Source organism: Micromonospora sp. LA-10 (assembly GCF_051853095.1).
Taxonomy (GTDB): domain Bacteria; phylum Actinomycetota; class Actinomycetes; order Mycobacteriales; family Micromonosporaceae; genus Micromonospora; species Micromonospora echinospora_A.
Window position 1 is genome coordinate 6,061,874 of the sequence record NZ_CP195710.1, and the last position, 18,263, is coordinate 6,080,136.

Genomic DNA, 18,263 nt, shown 5'->3' on the forward strand with positions numbered 1-18,263 from the left:
GGTGGTGGGGTGGTGCCTGGGCTATCCCTTCACGGCGCCGAGCATGATTCCGGAGACGAAATAGCGCTGGATGAAGGGATAGACCGCGAGAATCGGCAGGATCGTCAGCACGATGGTCACGGACTGGATGGTGGCGGCGGACTGCACGACGTCGCCGGCGCTGCCGAGGCCGCCGCCGGTCTGCGTGGCATCGGTCGCACCCGCGATGAGGTTGCGCAGATAGACGGTCACCGGAAGCAGGTCCTGCCGGTCCATGTAGAGGAACGCGGCGAACCAGGAGTTCCAGAACGAGACGGCGTAGAACAGCACCATCGTCGCGACCATCGCCTTCGACAGCGGCAGGACGATCCGCAGCAGCGTGCCGTACGTGTTCAGCCCGTCGACGGCGGCAGCTTCCTCCAGCTCGACCGGCAGGCTCTCGTAGAACGCCTTCATGACGAGGAGGTTGAACACGTTGATGGCGTTGGGCAGAGCGATCGCCCACACGGTGTTCTTCAGCCCGAGGCTGGTGACCAGGACGTAGTTGGGGATCAGGCCGCCGGTGAAGAACATGGTGAACACGGCGATCCCGACCAGCGCGGTGCGGCCCCGCAGGTGCTTCTTCGACAGCACGTACGCGTAGCAGGTGGTCAGCACGACGGAGATGAGCGTGGCGACCACCGTGTAGAAGACGGTGTTGCGGTAGCTGACCCAGAACGTCGGGTCCGACGTCACCACCCGGTACGCGGTGAGGTTGAAACCCCGCGGCACGAGGTTCACCTCACCCGCGACGATGTACGCGTTGTCGCTGAGCGAGCGGGCCACGATGGTGAGGAACGGGTACAGGGTCACCACCACGACGCCGGTCAGCACGACGGCGTTGACGACCTGGAAGACCCGGTAGCCCGTGGTGGGCCGCTGACCACGCGGCCGGACAGCCGGTTTCCGAGTACGGGCCTGGGCACGGTCCTGCGTGCTCACCACAGGCTCGTTCCCACCGTGCGCCGGGAGATCGCGTTCGCCGACAGCACCAGCGTCAGCCCGATCACGGACTCGAACAGGCCGATCGCGGCGGCGTAGCTGAGGTTCCCGGAGACGATGCCCACCCGGTACAGGTAGGTCGAGATCACGTCCGCCGTCGGGTAGGTGAGCGGGTTGTACAGCAGCAGGATCTTCTCGAAGCCGACGGCCATGAAGGTGCCGATGTTGAGGATCAGCAGGGTCACCATCGTGGGCCGGATCCCCGGCAGCGTCACGTGCCAGGTCTGCCGCCACCGGTTGGCGCCGTCGATGCGGGCCGCCTCGTACAGGTCGCCGTCGACCGTGGTGAGCGCGGCGAGGTAGAGGATGGTGCCCCAGCCGACGGTCTGCCAGACCTCGGAGGAGACGTAGATCGTCCGGAACCATCCGGCCTGCTGCATGAACGAGACCGGCTCGCCGCCCACGGCACGCACCATCTGGTTCACAGTGCCGTCCACCGACAGCAGCTGGAGGACCATCGCGGCCACGATCACGATCGACAGGAAGTGCGGCAGGTAGGACACCGACTGGACGAACCGCTTGAGCGCGCGGTTGCGCACCTCGTTGAGCAGCAGCGCGAGCACGATCGGCAGCGGGAAGCAGAACACCAGCGTCAGCGCGCCCAGCACGAGCGTGTTGGTGAACACGCTCCAGAAGGTCGGGTCGGTGAAGAACAGCCGGAAGTACCGCAGCCCGGTCCAGTACTCGCCGAAGATGTTGCCGCCCGGCTGGAAGCGCCGGAACGCGATCACGTTGCCGAGCATCGGCAGGTAGCGGAACGTCAGGAAGAACAGCAGCGGCAAGACGGCCAGCGAGTAGAGCTGCCAGTCCCGGCGCAGGGCCCGCCGCCAGGGCGTACGACGACTGCGCAGGGTCGGGGCTGCCAAGCTCATCCTCCCACCTGAACGTTGGCCGGAACTTTCCGGTAATGCGCCGTAAGCTTTGCGGAAATTTATGGGTATCGTTATCTTCGTGTCAAGAGCGTCGATTGATATCACCCTCGAACAGCTCCGCCGCTACACCCCGGCCGTGGTCGAACCCGCCGATTTCGACCGGTTCTGGCGCGCCACCCTCACCGCCGCCGCGGCCACCCCGGTGCTCGTCGACGTCCGTCCCGAACCCACCGATCTGCGGCTGGTCGACACGTGGGACGTGACGTTCGCCGGCTTCGCCGGCGAACCGGTCCGGGCCTGGTACACCCGTCCCACGGGCGTGGCCACGCCGCTGCCGGCAGTGGTGGAGTACCCCGGCTACGGACGCGGCCGGGGCCTGCCGGGCGAGCGGCTCACCTGGCCGGTCGCCGGCTACGCCCACCTGCTGGTGGACAACCGGGGACAGGCCGGCCTGTACAGCCGCGGCGACACCCCGGACCCGCACGACGCGCCCGGCGGGCCCAGCCCCGCCACACGGGGCATCCTGTCCCCGGACGACTACCACTACCGCCGCCTGATCACCGACGCGGTCCGCGCGATCGACGCCGTCCGCGTACTGCCCGGGGTGGATCCGGCCCGCGTCGCAGCGGTGGGCAACAGCCAGGGCGGGGGACTCGCGCTCGCTGCGGCGGGCCTCGTCGACGGCCTCGCCGCGCTCCTGGTCACCGCCCCGTTCCTGTGCGACATCCAGCGCGCCATCGAACTCACCGAAGCGTCCCCCTACGGCGAGATCGCCAGTTACCTGGCCGTGCACCGCGAAGCCGAGGAGCCGGTCCGGCGCACACTGTCCTACGTCGACGGCGTCAGCTTCGCCCGGCGGGCCACCGCCCCGGCGCACTTCGGGATCGGTCTGCGCGACGAGGTGTGCCCGCCGAGCACCGGCTTCGCCGCCTACAACCAGTACGGTGCCGCGAGCGGATCGGCGGTGCCGTCACGGGAGATGCACACGTACCCGTTCAACGGCCACGAGGGCGGGGAGGCGGTCCACGTACGGCGGCAGCTGCGCTGGCTGGACGCGGTGATGCGTTCCGCCGGGACGGCAGCCCGCTGACGAACCCACCGAATGTCCGGCTGTTGGTTCTACGCGCCGGTCGTCTCGGCGGCGGCACCCGTTGGACGGGATCGCCGACCGGCTCTACCAGCGGATGTTCTTGCGCAGCTCGGTTACGGCGGCGTGCAGCGAGGCGAGTCCTTCCCCGACATCCGCGTCGTCGGGTCCGTACTTCCGGAACAGCCGATGCGCCCGCGCCTCAATTTGCGGGAACGACGTGCGCAAGTTGCTGAAGGTGAGCCAGTTCCGCTCGCTCATCTCGAACTGTCGGATCAGCGCGTTGAAGTCGGCGATGCACTCGTTGACCTTCATGATCTTGTCCGCTTGCTGGCCGCGGGCGTCGTTGACCGTTGTCAGTTCGGCCACTGCCGCGCGTAGGGCGGCTGCCTCCTCGGCGAGCGAGCGGTCGGCCGCAGCGCCCTGGGCCAGTAGATCCGCACGTCGGAGCAGGTGGGCGACCTGGGTGATGGCCTCGCGGATCCCCGGCCACGTCTGGGGGAAGTCGAGGTCCGACATGCAGGCAAGGCCAAATACCGCCCTGGCCTCGTTCAGTGCGGCGGCAGTGTGCCGTTCATCGCGCTTGCGGGCGCGGCCGTACCATATGGCCGCCGCTCGGTAGTCCTCTCCTTTGAGGGCGCGGTTCCCGTTCTCCATTTCCTCCCGGCACAGCCACGCCAGCACCCTCTGCAGGGCAGCCAGAGTGAGGGCTGAGCCGGCGAGTGGGCTGCGGCTGGTCGCCGCCGCGGAGGCGCATTCCCGTGCGTACGTGAGGCGGTGCTCGAATGTCTCGTCTCCGGCCAGCGTGCCCGTCAGCCCTTCGAGGATCATTACGGCCTGTCGGGGACGGCCGTGGCGCAGTTCGCCGCGGGCTTTCTCCATCGGGCGGTCGGTGAGGCGCCGGCGGTACACGTCCAGCATCTCGTCCACCTTGCTGACTGCATCCGCGCGCTGGACCGCCCGGCGTGCACGGGTGAGTTCCGCGATGGCACCGTCGAGATTTCGGAGTCGTTCCAGGCAGTGCGCCTTCCAGAGCCAGGCCCGCAGGTAGGTCGGATCGAGTTGCAGAGCCTTGTCAGTCAGCGCGATGGCCGCCTGGAACTCGCCGGCGTCGTGCCGGTCCCGTGCCCGATCCACTAGCCGCTGCACCTTCTCGACCGGGTCCTCCGGCGGCCGCATCCCGCCTGTGGACAGGTCGAAGTTGAGGATCGCCGCGTCGTCGCTCGAGGCGCGCCGCTCGTCTCGTCCGGCGAGGCCGGGCGGCTCGTCGTCGGATCCGGTCATTGCCGGGCCGTTCCACCGCGGAACCTCTCGGCGGCGGCCTCTACCGCCGCGATTTCCCGGGCATGCCCGACCTCGGCGAGCTCCAGGATCATCCGCCGCAGCTCAATTCGGTGCAGATCCTCGCCGGCCTCCTCGTCGATGTCGAGTTCCGGTGTCGGCAGACGGTCCAGCATCGCCGCCGGCTCGGGCACAGCCGGCCCGGGAATCGCCCTCATCATGCCTCCGTCTCCTTCAGGCGAGCACCGAGCAACGCCAGCAGCGCTGCTTCGCCCTCCTCGATCGCCTGGGCCCGCGCGGTGAGTGCGGCACTGTCCTGCGCGAGCTTGCGGGCCAGGTCCGCAGCAACGGCAGCGTCGTCGCCCAACGCGCCCTGGACGTTCTCCAGCTTTGTAGTGAGCAGTTCGGCGCGCTCGCTCAGTTCCGTCACGGTCGGTGCCGTTTCAGGTGCGACGCCGTCGGTCGGCGTGTCCCGGTTCGGCGTCCGGCCGAATCGCCTGTGGTGCCGGCGCGCGGTCTCCGGGTCCGGCGAGGCGGCACCAGGACCGGCCAGCCGGTGCAGCAGCGCGATATACCCCTGTTCCCGTAGGCGTTCCCGGTCGTCGTGGTCGCGGATGATCCGCAGCACCTCGGGCCGGCGTACGCCCAGGATCTGCGCGGCCCGCAGCTCGGCGACCGCCTGGCGCCGGTCGTGGGGGTCGCCAGCAGCGAGCCGGTACCGCAGCAAGCCGACGAGCAGGTACGGGTCGGCGAACTGCGGGTCCAGCCGGACGGCGCAGGCGAACCGACGCGCGCAGGCCTCGACGAAGGCCCTCGCCCTGGCCGGATCGACGTCGTTCTCGGTCCACATCCGCATGATCGCCAGTGCTCGCAACAGGTAGATGTCGCGTAGGCCCTGCCGCAGCTCCTGGCGCGTCGAGGGCTGGTCGCCCAGCGCGCTCAGCTCCTCCAGCCGGCCCGCCAGGTCGTCGCTCGGCGGCCCGGGCCAGTCCTCCTGCCCCTGGCCGCGTGGATGCAGCAGCCGCACGCATTCGGTGAGCAGGTTGGCGACCCGCCGGGGCGAGCCGGGCTCGTCGTCCAGCCAAGCGACCAGAGCCAGCCCGAGCTTGGCCGACACGAGGAGATCGCCACTCTCCGCCGCCTTGGCCAGCTCCTCGAACTGCCTACGGGCAGCCGGCAGGTCGCGGTCGAGCAACGCCCGCGCCCCGATCACGGTGTGCCGGCTGCGCAGGTCAACCGGAATCCGGTCGCGGAAGTCGCCGAGTTGATCGACACGGTCGAACAGGTCAGCGGCGGCCTCGATCCGGCCGTCGGTGACCGCCTGCGTCGCCTGCTGGAACAGGACGATGCCGTAGAGCCGCCGTGCGTGACCAATGTCCAACCGGTTGCGACGAGCGAGCGCGCCCAGCACCGGCTCGGCACCGTCGAATTCGCGGCGCTGCACCCGCAGGTAGGCGAGAAGGTACGCGACCGAGGGGTCGTCCGGTTCCTCGCGGTGCAGGGCAGCCAGCCGGTGCTCGGCCTCGTCGAGCTCGCCGAGTTGGTAGAGGCCGTACCCGATGTAGAACCGAGCCCTCACCCGTAGTGACGGCGGTAACTGGGCTTCGATCCTGGTCAGACCGGTGACCGCCGCCTTGGCGTCGCCGGTTTCGAGCAGGCGGACCAGGTCCTCGTACTCCCGGCGTCGGCGCAGCGGCACCCGGAAGGCGCGTTGCGCGAGGTACAGCAGGGCGGCCAGCACCAGCAGGATCACCGCCCCGATGAGCAGGCCCTTGACGCCCGGTCCAGGGGCCGTCGGGGCCGCGGTCGGCGACGGGGTCACTACCGTACCGGTCGCGGACAGTTGCCGGCCGCCGTCGCGCAGCACGACGTCGTAGCGGCCGGGCGGCAGCGACGCGCCGGCCGGCAACTGCACGAGGACCGTGGCGGCGGGGGCCGGCGGCGGCGGGGCCGCTGCGGCTGGTCCCGCGACGATCGGACCGGCGAGAGCCACGAGCGCCGTCAGACCGCGTCGAAATCGTCCAGCCATCGCTGCACGGCTCCCTCCGCGAGATCCCCGGTCGCGACCAGCGTCGGGATTCGTCGCCGGGCGAGCGCCTTTACCCTCTCGGCGTTCGCGTGGTTGCCGACCTGTCGCCACAACCTGGCGGAACGGAACAGGATGGTCAGCCGCGCAGCGTCCCGTTCGTCGGCGGTGTAGAGGGCGTGCAGCGCGGCGTCGTAGTCCCTCCGGTGCTCGAGCACCTCCGCCTCACGGATCCACAGTTCAGCGCCTCGCGTTTCAAGCGGTTGCAGGTACCGCAGATCATCGAGCAGCAGCGAAGCCCAACTGTCGCGGTCCTCGGCCTGCTGGCTCCATAGTCGCCACAGCACGTCGCAGCGGCGGCGGCGGTCGGCCACGTAGGTCTGGTCCGGGGTCAGCGCGATGGCCTCATCCAGATGATTCAGCGCGGCGGGGAGATCGCCCGTCTCGGCACTGATCTCGGCTGCGAGCCGGAGCTGCGCGATCCGCTCGGTGGCGTCGCGTCCGACCCCCCAGCCGAGCACCGTCAACGCCGCGGCCGGGTCGACCGTCCGCAACTGTTGGGCGAGCCCGGCCAGATCGGTCACCGCGTAGATTGCCCGACGCAGGTCGTCCGCGTCGGTCGGCCGGGCGTCCACGGTGTGGTCGCGGTATCGACGGATGGTGGCGAACAACGTCTCGATCGGCGAGCAGCCATGCAGGAACGGCTGGATTTCCGACGCCGCCGGGCCCGTTCGGAGCAGCGCTCCCCGCGCCTGTGCTTCGAGCAGGTCCTCGGCGCCGACGCAACCGCATCCGATCGCCAGCGCGGCGAGGGTTCCCAGGGCGTACATGTCCTCTATGCGGCCGTCCGAGGCCAGGCCGCGGATCACTTCAGGGGCGATCGCCGCGAGTGACTGCCAGTCGATGCCGGACAGGTCGTACGCCGACGACAGCCGGACCGGAGGGCAGGGCGCCAGCCACACCGTGGTCTCCGCCCCCTGACCGATCAGCAGCACGTCGGACGGGCCGAGGTTGACCGACGCGAGCCGGCTGCCATGCCAGACCTCCAGCGCGTCGCAGACCGCCGCGACGAGTTTCAACCGTTCCGTCCACAGCGGCTGTGCCGCCAGCTCGGAGCCGAGCGTCCGGCATTCGCTCGGCGCGTCGTACTCGATGCGATACGCCTCCCGGGCCGGGCCGTCGGCCACCACCATCAGCGTCCGGGGATGGTTCCGGGCACGCAGCTCGGCCAGCCGGGTACGGAAGCCCTCGTCGCACAGCCGCGGGTCGATGTCCCGCACAAGATGGCCGCTGTCGCGGCGTAGCACACCCCGACCGGTACGCCCCAGAACCTCGCCCGGCGGGGCCGGGTCGTCGGCGGTCATGGCCGCTTAACCCTCGTGTAGACGTCGAACAGGGTGTCGCCCAGATCCTCGGTGTCGTCAGAGTCGGCGCTCACGGCCGCGACGAACGCCAGATACGCCGCACGCAACTCGGCCTGCGGTTCGGGATCGAGCTGGGGGATGTCCTTGTACGACCGGCGGGCGACCATCCGGTAGTCGGCTGGTGTGCCGTCCGGCGGGGGCGGGAGGACCTCCTCAGCCGGTTTGGGCTGCGGTGGCTTTGGCATCCCGGCCATCGCGTCGTGCAGCCTGGCCGAGCTCGCGTCGAGCTTCGCGGCGTCAATGTGCGCGCTGCAGCGCAGGTCGGCCTCCCACACGTTTCCGTTGTTCACGCAATGCACCTTCACCCGCAGCAGGCCGTTGGCGTCCAGCCCGAAGGTCACCGCCAGATCCCAGTAGCCGCGTTCTTTCGGCTCGGGGAACGTGATGGGCACCGAGCCGACGAATTCGTTGTCGATCGCCGACGGCTGCTCGCCCTGAAAGACCTGGATGGCCAGTTCGGTGTACGGGCCGGCATTGGTGTAGTGCTCGGTGGCCTCGGCGGGGATCCGGCTGTCCTTGTGCAGGATGACCGAGAAGCGGTCGTGGAGCGTACGGACGCCGAGCGAGTGACTGGTGACATCTTGGAGCACGACGGCGTCCTCGGCCGGCGCGGCCTCCCCGGCCCGGTCGATGTGAATCTCGTCGCCCTCGTACGAGCCGGAGGCGGCGAACTCCCGGGCCAACATGCCGGCCCCTCGGGCGACGACCTCGTCCGGGTCGATGTCGATGCGTACGCCGCGCAGCGGCAGGCCGAGCCGTTCGGCGAGCATCGGCCGGACGCACGCGATCCTGGTGGAACCGCCGACGAGCAGCGCCTCTTCGATGTCGTCGAGTTCGATGCCGTTGCTCTGGTGGGCCGACTCGAGCGCGTCGTCGAGACAGGTCATCGATCTGTCCAACAGATCCTTGATCAGCGATTCGAAGGTGGCCCGGCTCAGCGGGATGTTGGCGCTCACGTCTCCCGTGAGGTATGGCAGGTCGAGCTGGGTGGTGTTGGCACTGGAGAGCTCGCGCTTGCGGACCTCGGCCTCGCGCTTGATCCGGCGGCGTGCCTGCTGGTCGCCGCTGAGGTCCACGCCGTGCACCTGGCGGATCTGGTCCAGCGCGTACATGACGATCCGGTCGTCGAAGTCGCCGCCGCCCAGGTTCGGGTCGCCACCGGTGCCGACCACGCTCACGTTGCCGCGCCGCACCTGGATGATCGACACGTCAAAGGTGCCGCCGCCAAGGTCGTAGACCACGTATGTCCTGGTCCGGTCGTCGTCGGCCTTGTCGGCGCCGAAGCACACGGCGGCTGAGGTCGGTTCGTTGACGAGCTTGCGGACGTTGAGCCGCGCCATCCGGGCGGCCTCCTCGGTAGCCCGGCGCTGCGGTTCGCGGAAGTACGCCGGAACGGTGATCACCGCATCATGTACGGGCTCGCCGATGTGTTCCTCGGCCTGGCGTTTGAGTTCCATCAGGATGAACGCGGAGATCTCCTGCGGCAGGTGGTCGCGGCCGCGAAAACGGACCCGCGTGGGAACGCCAGGATCGTCGGGGCCGGCGGGCTGCTGCTCGAACGTACCCATCGAGCGTTTGATCTCGATGATCGTGTCTTCGGGCCTGAGCACCATGCTGTTCTGCGCGGGCACGCCCACGATCACTTGCCCGTCGCCGTCGAGCCCCACCACGGACGGGACCGTGCGGTAGCCGGCGCGGTTCGGTATGACCACGGTGTCCTTGCCGTCCCAGACGGTCACGGCGGAGTATGTGGTGCCGAGGTCGATCCCGATCACCCTGTGAAAGCTCATAACACTCCTCCTCGCGTCGCCGACTGATCGGCCTGGATCTCCACCTGCGCTGGACGCAGCGGGCGCTCGCGCAGCTGGTAGCCGTGCTCCACCACCCGGACCACGGTGTGGGGACGGGCAAATGGAAACGGTGAGTCGCGCGGGTCCACGACACCTACGCAGCGGTGCCGTTCCGGGTCGAAGGCGTCCTCGCCGATGGTGATCGCTACAACCTCCACGCCCATCCGGGTCAGCACGCCGCGCAGTGTCGCGGTAAGGCCGCGGATGTGCCCGGCGATCCGCTGCGGGTCACCGAAATCCGCCTCGGCGAGCATTGCCTCCATCGCGTCGAGCGGGCCGATCAACTCGGTGCACAGGTCGCGCAGCGCCTGGTGGGCGATGGCCGTTTCGAGGTCCTGTCGCAGCGCGTCCACGACACGGCCGACCGCGGCCGCGGCGTCGCGGCTGGTCCGGTCGAGGTGCCTCATCTCCGCCAGGAACGCGGTGTTGTCGTCGAGGAGTTCCTCCAGTTGCTGCCCGATTGCGTCCAGCCGTTGTCCGACCTGGTCTTCACTCATGACATGCCGGCCTCTCCTCGGTCGTCGAGCAACGGGTGCCGGGTCAGGTCGGCGGCGAAGTCGACGCGGTCCAGGTCGGACGCGGCGATGAGCGGCACACCGGCCGCGTCGAGATGGTCGGCGACGGCGGACCGAAGCGCCGTCACCAGGTCTGCGCCATCCGCGAACATCGGCGCCGCGGCGGCACGAACCGCGAAGAACCTGAGGTGCTGGTTCTCCCGGTCGTACCTCTCCCGCCGGGCGGGCCGAGCCAGCTCCTCACCGGCCGCGTTGATGGCCTTCTGACGTTCGACCAACTCGTCGCGGTTCGTCGGCTGGAGCCGCTGCTGCTCGCGCAGCTGTTCGATGAGCCGGTCGCGTGCCTCCCGGATCTCGACGGGACGCGCGTCCGGGGCGACACCCAGGACCGAGTAGAGCGAATCTGTGTTGATCTCGACCATGAACATCAGGCTGCTCCTTTCGTCGCCCCGAGCAGTCGTGCGATCTCCTCTTCCAAGCGATCGACGGTGCGGCCGAGACCACGGGCGCTGGCCAGCGCCACGGCGTGCTCGAGGTGGACGATCGCCGCGCGCACGCCGCCCTTCGACCGGTCCTCGCTCATCCGGGTCGCCGCTCGCCGCCAAAGATCGCGCACGTGGCGTTGTACGGCGGCGTCCGCGCCGCGCAGCCCGCGGACAGCGCCGCGCAGGGCCTGCCTCTGAACGTCGGTGTCCACGGCGCCCAGCCGGTCGGACAGCACCGCCACGGCCCGGTCCGGATCACCCTGGGCGCTCAGCCCGCGCGCGACAGTGATCACCGGCGCGACACTGCGCGGGTAGCGCGCCATGGCGTCACGGCCGATGGCGATGAGATCACCGGCCTCGGTGGCGCCGATGTCCGCCCACACGACGTCGTCGATCACCCTCGTCAGCAGCTCCCGGATCCGGCAGCGCAGCGGATGTGCCTCGTCGCCGCCATCCGGCACGGCCTCCGCGGCGGTCGCGTACGCGTCGGCCGTCCGCCCGTTCCACATCAGCAGCCGGGCATGTGCCACCCGTAGGCCCGGCCGGTCCGGCACGGCACGTACCACCGCCTCGACATCGGCCAGCAAACGTTGAGGGTCGGGAAGGCCGGCCGGGGCGCTGCGCTCCCAGCCCGCCGCGAACTCGGCTGCGGACTGCTCAAGGATCTCGGCGAGCCGGACGTCACCGGCCAGGATCTCCTGTTCCACGCACAGGTCGTGCAGGCGGTCGAGGGGCAGCGCGAACTCGTGGCGGACCACTGCGCAGAGCAGCCGCCGGTGCCGTGCTGACTTCTCGCCGCGCAGGGCGAGGGAGATCTTGTGCAGCACCAGGACCCGCCGCTTCGCTTCGTCCAGCAGACGGTCGGCCGCCGGTTGCTCACGTTCGAAGTGCGCGTTCCGGCCGGCCGCCTCTGCGCAGGCCCGGATCACCCGCTGTCGGGCCAGCTCACAGAACGTCCTGGCACCGGCCCACTCCTGCGCCCCGACGGTGTCGGTCAGGTGGCGCAGCATCAGGTCGCGTGCCGCGGCGAGGGCCTTCGGATCGGCGCCGGGTTCGACGCCCAGCACGTGCCAGGGCGAGCGGAACCGCAACCGGACGTTGAGGTAGAAAAGGTCCCAATGTCGCAGCCACACCTCGACGGCGTCGCCCGCAGCGATCCATCCGGTGACCTCCTCCATGGAGGGATCGTCACCGCCCGACTGCCGGAGACTCTGCTCGGAGAGCGAGCGGTGCAGGGCGACGCGGTCGTCCACCAGGTGTTCAGGGTCGCCGTGCCCGGCTGCATGAAGGTAAAGCAGTTCCGCGACCCGTTCCCAGGTCGGACCGTACGCCGCCGAATGCGTCCGGGTGGCCAGCAGCGCGAGGTCGACGGCGACCGCCACGCTGAACGGGTCCACCGGGATCGTCGCGCGCCACAGCAGACCGGCTTCGTCGAAGCGTTCGGCCGTCCAGGCGCGGCGCGCGTACGCGTCGAGGATCGCGATCCGCAGCGCGGCGAAGCACGGCCGCGCCCCCAGCTCATCCGGGTACTCGTCCAGCATTCGGATCGCCTCGACGGCGTCCAGCCGGTCCGGGCCGAACCGGGTGAAGTGCAGTGCGCACACCGCCTCGGCGGGCACGATCCGGCCGCTGATCAGGCGGGCCGCCTCGGCGGTGAACCTGTTCCGGTCACAGTCACCCAGGTCCAGGAAGGCGAGGAGCATCCTGGCCGCCGGGTGAAAGCCCGGCAACCGGTCGCTGGCCTCCGCGAGCGCCTCCCGGACGTCCGATGGCGCCGTCCCGCTCGCGACCATCAGGACCGCCGCTGCGGCGATCTCCGACGGTCTCTCGTCACAGTCGGGGGCGGCTCGCAGGTACTTCCGCGCCCACGCCGCATTCGGCGGTTTCCGGGACACCCGCTCGGCCAACAGCGCGCGCCAGACCTCGACCGGCAGGTCCGGGGTCGGGTCCACGGTGGCCGCAGCCCTCCGCCGGGCAGATCTCGCGGCACCCTCCGGCGCCCGAGCGTTGGCGGCGAGCCCGTCGAACTCGCCAATCGCGGCGTCGACCGCCGACGCATCGCCGCCGGCGAGTGCCGCGAGGAGTGCCGCGGCGACTTCGCGTTCGGGCCGGCCGAGATCCAGCAGCGCGTATGCCATGAGCAGTGGCGCCCGGGTGGTGCCGGGCGCCAGCGCGTACGCGCGGCGGTAAGCGGCCAGGGCAGCCCAGCGGCGGGACTCCCGGTGCAGGGTCCGCCCCAGATGCAGGTGCGCCTTGGCGGAGAACGGGTCGTGTTCGATCGACCGCCGCAGCCGCGCGATCGCCTCCTCGGGCGGTGTGCCCGGGATCAGCGCCAGCCGGAACTCCGCCTCGGACAGCGCCAGCCGGACCTGCGGAACCCGGGGACGCTGCTCCAGGCTGGCTACACGATCCAGCAGCCCGGCGCGATCACGCATCATGCGCGGTCCTCGTACAGCTCGACCTGTCGGTCGCGGCACACCGCGACGCGCCGCCCGTCACCGGAGATCGCCGCCGCAGTCGCCCCATGCCAGAACATCACCTGGGTTCGGTCACGCCAGTACACGCAGCCGTCCGAACGGCGGGTCACCAGCCGGAGCCCGGCAGCGTCCGCGGACAACAGCCGGTCGCCGGCTGGCAGGGTCAGATAGGGCAGGTGACGGTCCACCTCGTCGACCTGGAGCACGCGGGTGGTCGCGGGGCGGTCGGGCGGCCCCGAGCGGATCAGCAGCAGGCAGTGCTCGTGGCCGCTGTTCGGCCACAGGGCGAAGGCACCGGGCAGCGGTACGGGCCCGCTGCGTGCCCCGTCCACTCGCAGGCCGACGACCGCCTCGTCGGTGAGCAGGACCAAGCGCCGGCCCGCATATGCGATATCGGCGAGTGTGCCGGCGGGCGGCTGCGGAGAGCCGTGCAGGTCGCCGCCAGCCAGGTAGAAGTCGATCCGTCCGGACAGCTCCGCAACGGCAAACCGGTCGCCCCGCTCGGGCACGGCGATGCGGTGCACACCACCCTGCACTGGCACGAGCTCCCGACGTTCCCCGTCGTCGCCGATTCGCCACAGCTCACGCTTCCAGCTGCCGGCGATCAGGGCGCCCCGGACGTAGCGCAGATCACCGACCGTACCGTCGAGGCGAAACGCGGCCGCAGGTTCCGCCCCGCTGGAGAAGGACCGGACCGCGCCGCCCCAGCCACCGATCGCCAGACGGCCGTCCGCCGCGGTCGTCACCCGGCGAATGGCGATTCTCTCGTGGTCCTGCCACGACATCCGATCACCGCGCATGCTGCGGAGCTGGCCGGCCCGATCCCAGACCACGATCGCGTCATCGGCCAACGGCCACGCCGCCCGGGCGTCCACCCGCGACAATGCCAACCTTCTGAGATCGGATGACGAGGGCTCCGGTCCGGGCGCCAGGCGAACACCGAACTTCCACCTACCCAGGCGGCTCAGCGCCGCCAAGGCCGGCTGCACCTTCTCGTGCGTCGCCGTACCTGTCCCCTCCACCTCCTCCCGCAGCGCATCCCGCACGAAGAGCTGCAGCCTCGCGAGGTCGCCGGCAGCAGCCTCGGGCAGTTTGCCCGAGCGCAGCAGCGCCTCGGCCAGCGCATCGAGGGTCCCGGTCGCGTCGGAATCACCGCAGGTTTCGCGGTAGATCAGCGAGACGAGGCCCTTCGCCGCGCGGCGGACCAGCAGCAGGGCGAGCCCGGGATCGTCGAGAGGGGCGAGGGCCTCGTCGTGCCAGCGTCGGACCTCGTCGGAGCCGGGCAACGCGGGCGGATCGTTCAACGCACGCTCCAGGGCGCCCTTGAGCTGCCGGTACGCACCGAACGGGTCGCGGCTCAGATCGAAGTACGGCAACTGCCTGAGGTACGTGGGCAGTTGGGCATCGGTGCGCTCCAGCCAGACCGGCACGATCCGACCTCCCAGCCCGGCCGGGTCGGAGGCGAAGGCGTTCTGGGCCTCGAAGCCGGCCCACGGGCCTTGCATGTACGCCGGGGTCAGGCACAGCAGAACGTGGGCCGAGGCGTCGAGCGCCTCGGCGAGTTGAAGGGGCAGCGGCCGCAACTCGATCACATCATTACGGTCGAAATACACCTTGAAGTTGTCGGCCTCAAGCTGCCGGACGAAGCTCTCCACCTGCTCGCGATCCACGCTGGCATAGCTGACGAAAATGTCGTAGCGCCTGCCGGATCCGTGCGGCATGAGTGAACCCCCTGATCAGAGGCTTCGATGTTGAGTGTGATTCGGACTTTACACTTGGGTGACCTCACGACAACGGTCAGAAATCAGACTCACGTGAATCGATGGCAGTCTGCGGCTAAGGCGTGTCTCGCGAGCCGCTCAGAGCCGCTATGGTGGTGGCGGTGAGGACGACTTGTAGACAGGCGGGAGCTGCGGGTCGAAGGAGGGCGGGCGGCCCCTTGGATTCTTCGGCTTCGCAGTGGGCGTCCTGAGCGGCGTCGTCGTGACCGCCCGTGTCGCCCGGGCGGTGACCGGTTAGGCAATGAGAGCGATGAGGAAACCCACCGCATACAGCCCGGCGAATGACACTGGGATCCACTTCTCAAGGTAAGTCAGCGGCCAGTACCGCGACGGGTCGCGACCCTCGCCCAGCGCCTTCCATTCACCCCGCCAATAAGGCGATGCCGGCAACCGCTGCTCTAACACACCGATGATGATGTACTTCCCGGAATTCAGCTGCCTGTAGGACCGCAGCAACCAGAACCACGCGGCGCACTGCAGCACGAGCACGACTGCCGGGATCGACAGATGCCAGACTGCGACCGTCGGCCGGTCCTTCCACAACACACCGGCGGTGGTGAGGATCAACGTGTTGAGGGTCAGGAAGAATGTGTTGGTCAGCCCTCGTCGAGCGCTGATCCGGTCCGCCATCTCCACGTACATTTTGTACTGATCAAGAATTGCCGCCTGATACTTCTCTGTTGCGCCCGTATACTGCTCCGCCGCAACGCTGTCGTTCCAGACCGCAGAAGCCACCTCATCGAAGCTCGCGGTCGACGTCGTGAGATACCTGCGCATGGACACGGCGACAGTCTGACTGGATCGCAGGGCAGGGGGTAGCCTCCGGCTGGTGTCGGCGTCCCGGCCAGGTCTCATCCGATCGAGCCTGGCTCAGGCTCTAGTGATCCAAGCGGAGATCGTGATTATGGTTCGGTGCGGGCTTGCCTGGCGTAGGAGGCCAGTCTGCGTGATGTCGGCTGGGACCGATGATCAGGGTGCTGAACAGTTGGCGCAGGGCGTTAGATGATTCGGCGCCGCACCCGCCACACCACCACGCCGATCAGGATCGCCGCGACCGCGACGAACACCGCCGTCTCGACGATCTGGAACGTCCAGAACCGGTCGGCCGGGTGGTAGACCCCGAACCGCTGGATGCCCCGCGCGTGCAGGAACTGGTTGAGGTTGGTGCCGGCCTGGTTGGCGGCGTCCTCCAGCTCGTAGTACTCCGTCGAGCTGAGCCTGCGCCCGGTGGCGTCCGCGTAGCCGTGTTCGATCACCCAGTCGGCGACGCCGGGCCAGGCCTGGCCCTTCGCGCCGCCGGCGGGCACCGGTTCCATGGTGGTGAGCGGCGTGGCGTACGCGGGACGGGCCAGCAGCGCCACCGACATCCGGGCGGCGAGGAACGCCCCGAACGCGACGCCGAACGCGGGCAGGCTGCGCCGCAGGATCGCCCCCGCGGCGGTGGCGACGCCGAACGCGAACAGCGCGTACGCCAGCGGAACGAGTCCCTCCAGGTCGAAGGCGTCGTACTGGAATCGCCCTTCCCATGCGTCGAACGGCTGACGGAACCAGGTGAGCACGGCGGTGAACATCCCGGTGAGCGCGACTGTGACGCCGGCCAGCGCGGCGAGCTTGGCCGCCAGCCAGCGCATCCGCGGCACGGCCTGCGTCCAGGCGAGCTGCCAGGTGCCGTCCTCCAGTTCGCGCGCGAGCAGCGGCGCGCCGAGGAACGCGCCGATGACGACGGGGACCAGATAGAAGGCGGCGAGGAGGTTCTCGACGTACCCGTACTCCTCGTCGAGCCGGCGGAAGGCGGCCGTGCACGTCTCGTTGGCGCCGGCTTCTCCCGCACAATCGGCGGGACCGCCGGGGAACAGGTCGTGGGCCTGCGTCCCGAGCACTAGCAGGGCGATGCCGAACACGCCGAGGAGCAGACCCAGGACGCAGACCTCGGTGCGGTGCTGGCGCCAGATCAACCACGTCATGCCGCCACCTCCGACGGGACCGTGGCGCCCGGCTCGGACGGCCGGCGCAGATACGCCAGCACCAGGTCCTCCAGCCCGACCGGCCGGCTCTGCCACCCCGGGGCGGCCGGGATTCCGCCGTCGCGTACCAGCAGGGTCGTGTGCCGGTCGCTGTGGACGGCCTCCACGACGGCGCCGGAGCGGTCGAGGTCGGTGGCGGTGCGCGGGCCGACGAGCAGCCGGTGCTCGGCGAGGAGGGTGTCGATGTCACCGGTGAGCGTGACCCGGCCCTGGTTGAGCACGACCAGGTGGTCGCAGACGCGCTCCAGCTCGTGCACGACGTGGGAGGAGAACAGGACCGTCACCCCGCCTTCGGCCACCGCGCCCATGAGGACCTGCATGAACTCGCGCCGGGCCAGCGGGTCGAGGCTGGCCACCGGCTCGTCGAGGACGAGCAGGTCCGGCCGCTTCGCCAGGGCCAGCGCCAACGCGACCTGGGCCTGCTGCCCGCCGGAGAGCGAACCGGCCCTGCGGTCGAGCGGGATGCCCAGCTTGGCCAGCCGGCGCTCGGCGAGCCCCTGGTCGAAGCGCAGGTTGCAGGCCCGGCCGAAGCGGAGCATCTCGGCGACGGTGAAGCGCTTGTACAGCGGGTGGTCCTGGGCCAGGAACCCGACCCGGGACAGGGTCTGCGGGGTGCTGGCGGTGACGTCGTGGCCGAGGACCTCCACCGTGCCGGTGCTCGGCGCCAGCAACCCGACGACCAGGCGCAGCAGTGTGGTCTTGCCCGCGCCGTTCGGCCCGACCAGGGCGATCACGCCGCCCGCCGGCAGGGCCAGGGTGCAGTCGCGCAGCGCCCAGCCCTTCCGGTACCGCTTGCCCACACCGTCGGTGCGCAGCGCGAACTCGGTCCCTGTCACGCCACGTCCTCGTTCCTGGTCTGCTGGTGTACGGAAGTAAAGAGCGCGTCGACCGCCTGTTCGTCGAGGCCGGCCGCGTAGGCGCGGCGCAGCCAGGTCGCCAGGCCACGGCGCAACGACGTGTACGTCGAGGGCGACATCGCGACCGACTGCTGCTCGGTGACGAATGTGCCCTGGCCGGGCCGGCCGGTGACCAGGTTCTCCTGCTCCATCTGCCGGTACGCCTTGGCGACGGTGTTCGGGTTGATGGCCAGGTCCTCGACCACCTCGCGGATGAGCGGGAGGCGGTCGCCGGGTTGGAGGAAGCCCAGCAGCACCGCCTGGCGCACCTGCTGGACGAGTTGCAGGTACGGCGGCACGCCGGAGTGGGTGTCGAGCCGGAAGACGAACACTGGTAGCCCTTCGCTGCTTTACTAGTAACGTAGTAAAGCAGCAGGTGGGCGGTCAAGGAAGCCGGCGGGCCCGCACGATCGCGGCGCGCGGCCCGCGGCTGGGGGATCGACATGATCGTCTGTCCCTGTATCGTGGCCGTCGACACGGCGCGAGCCTCGTTCCCCGGTCGGCACAGCCGCCGGCCGCCCCGTC

Annotated in this window: 16 protein-coding genes; 1 reads left to right on the top strand and 15 read right to left on the bottom strand. The window is 69.9% G+C overall.

The annotated features are described in order from the left end of the window. Positions 1-21: 21 nt before the first annotated feature. Both ACSDG8_RS28230 and ACSDG8_RS28235 read right to left on the bottom strand, forming a co-directional pair. Positions 22-960 carry a carbohydrate ABC transporter permease gene (locus ACSDG8_RS28230; protein WP_307856100.1) on the bottom strand — a complete coding sequence of 313 codons (939 nt, stop codon included), beginning with the start codon at positions 958-960 and terminating at the stop codon, positions 22-24. Then, on the bottom strand, positions 957-1,892 hold the full coding sequence (locus ACSDG8_RS28235; RefSeq protein WP_247688005.1) for an ABC transporter permease: 936 nt from the start codon (positions 1,890-1,892) through the stop codon (positions 957-959). The genes ACSDG8_RS28230 and ACSDG8_RS28235 overlap by 4 nt, the downstream gene beginning before the upstream one ends. 61 nt (positions 1,893-1,953) lie before the next feature. Here ACSDG8_RS28235 and ACSDG8_RS28240 point away from each other — a divergent pair, with 61 nt between their 5' ends. Further along, positions 1,954-2,982, top strand: a complete 1,029-nt coding sequence (locus tag ACSDG8_RS28240) for an acetylxylan esterase (RefSeq protein ID WP_439427384.1) — start codon at positions 1,954-1,956, stop codon at positions 2,980-2,982. An 84-nt stretch (positions 2,983-3,066) separates the two neighbouring features. Here the strand turns inward: ACSDG8_RS28240 and ACSDG8_RS28245 are convergent, their stop codons facing one another. The 13 genes from ACSDG8_RS28245 to ACSDG8_RS28305 form a co-directional block, all read right to left on the bottom strand. Then, positions 3,067-4,263 (bottom strand): tetratricopeptide repeat protein, encoded by a 1,197-nt coding sequence (locus tag ACSDG8_RS28245; RefSeq protein WP_439427385.1) that lies wholly within the window; start codon positions 4,261-4,263, stop codon positions 3,067-3,069. Next, positions 4,260-4,481, bottom strand: a complete 222-nt coding sequence (locus ACSDG8_RS28250; RefSeq protein WP_439427386.1) for a hypothetical protein — start codon at positions 4,479-4,481, stop codon at positions 4,260-4,262. Before ACSDG8_RS28250 ends, ACSDG8_RS28245 begins: the two co-directional genes overlap by 4 nt. Beyond that, complete coding sequence (locus tag ACSDG8_RS28255) at positions 4,478-6,175, bottom strand: tetratricopeptide repeat protein (protein WP_439427387.1); 1,698 nt, start codon at positions 6,173-6,175, stop codon at positions 4,478-4,480. The genes ACSDG8_RS28250 and ACSDG8_RS28255 overlap by 4 nt, the downstream gene beginning before the upstream one ends. Positions 6,176-6,261: 86 nt before the next feature. Beyond that, positions 6,262-7,650, bottom strand: coding sequence for a hypothetical protein (locus ACSDG8_RS28260; protein WP_439427388.1), 1,389 nt, complete (start codon positions 7,648-7,650; stop codon positions 6,262-6,264). After that, positions 7,647-9,485, bottom strand: coding sequence for an Hsp70 family protein (locus ACSDG8_RS28265; RefSeq protein WP_439427389.1), 1,839 nt, complete (start codon positions 9,483-9,485; stop codon positions 7,647-7,649). The genes ACSDG8_RS28260 and ACSDG8_RS28265 overlap by 4 nt, the downstream gene beginning before the upstream one ends. Before the next feature lie 11 nt (positions 9,486-9,496). Further along, positions 9,497-10,057, bottom strand: coding sequence for a nucleotide exchange factor GrpE (locus ACSDG8_RS28270; protein ID WP_439427390.1), 561 nt, complete (start codon positions 10,055-10,057; stop codon positions 9,497-9,499). Next, positions 10,054-10,503, bottom strand: a complete 450-nt coding sequence (locus tag ACSDG8_RS28275) for a hypothetical protein (protein ID WP_439427391.1) — start codon at positions 10,501-10,503, stop codon at positions 10,054-10,056. Before ACSDG8_RS28275 ends, ACSDG8_RS28270 begins: the two co-directional genes overlap by 4 nt. Beyond that, a complete protein-coding gene (locus tag ACSDG8_RS28280; RefSeq protein WP_439427392.1) occupies positions 10,503-12,998 on the bottom strand; it encodes a hypothetical protein in 2,496 nt (831 codons plus the stop codon). Before ACSDG8_RS28280 ends, ACSDG8_RS28275 begins: the two co-directional genes overlap by 1 nt. Next, entirely contained in the window at positions 12,995-14,758 is a 1,764-nt protein-coding gene (locus tag ACSDG8_RS28285) for a TIR domain-containing protein (RefSeq protein ID WP_439427393.1), read from the bottom strand. Before ACSDG8_RS28285 ends, ACSDG8_RS28280 begins: the two co-directional genes overlap by 4 nt. 294 nt (positions 14,759-15,052) lie before the next feature. Further along, entirely contained in the window at positions 15,053-15,595 is a 543-nt protein-coding gene (locus ACSDG8_RS28290; RefSeq protein ID WP_439428078.1) for a RipA family octameric membrane protein, read from the bottom strand. Positions 15,596-15,816: 221 nt separating this feature from the next. After that, positions 15,817-16,782, bottom strand: coding sequence for an ABC transporter permease subunit (locus tag ACSDG8_RS28295; RefSeq protein WP_439427394.1), 966 nt, complete (start codon positions 16,780-16,782; stop codon positions 15,817-15,819). Beyond that, a complete protein-coding gene (locus ACSDG8_RS28300; protein ID WP_210891937.1) occupies positions 16,779-17,678 on the bottom strand; it encodes an ABC transporter ATP-binding protein in 900 nt (299 codons plus the stop codon). Before ACSDG8_RS28300 ends, ACSDG8_RS28295 begins: the two co-directional genes overlap by 4 nt. After that, positions 17,675-18,070 carry a GntR family transcriptional regulator gene (locus tag ACSDG8_RS28305; RefSeq protein WP_439427395.1) on the bottom strand — a complete coding sequence of 132 codons (396 nt, stop codon included), beginning with the start codon at positions 18,068-18,070 and terminating at the stop codon, positions 17,675-17,677. Before ACSDG8_RS28305 ends, ACSDG8_RS28300 begins: the two co-directional genes overlap by 4 nt. Positions 18,071-18,263: the final 193 nt, after the last annotated feature.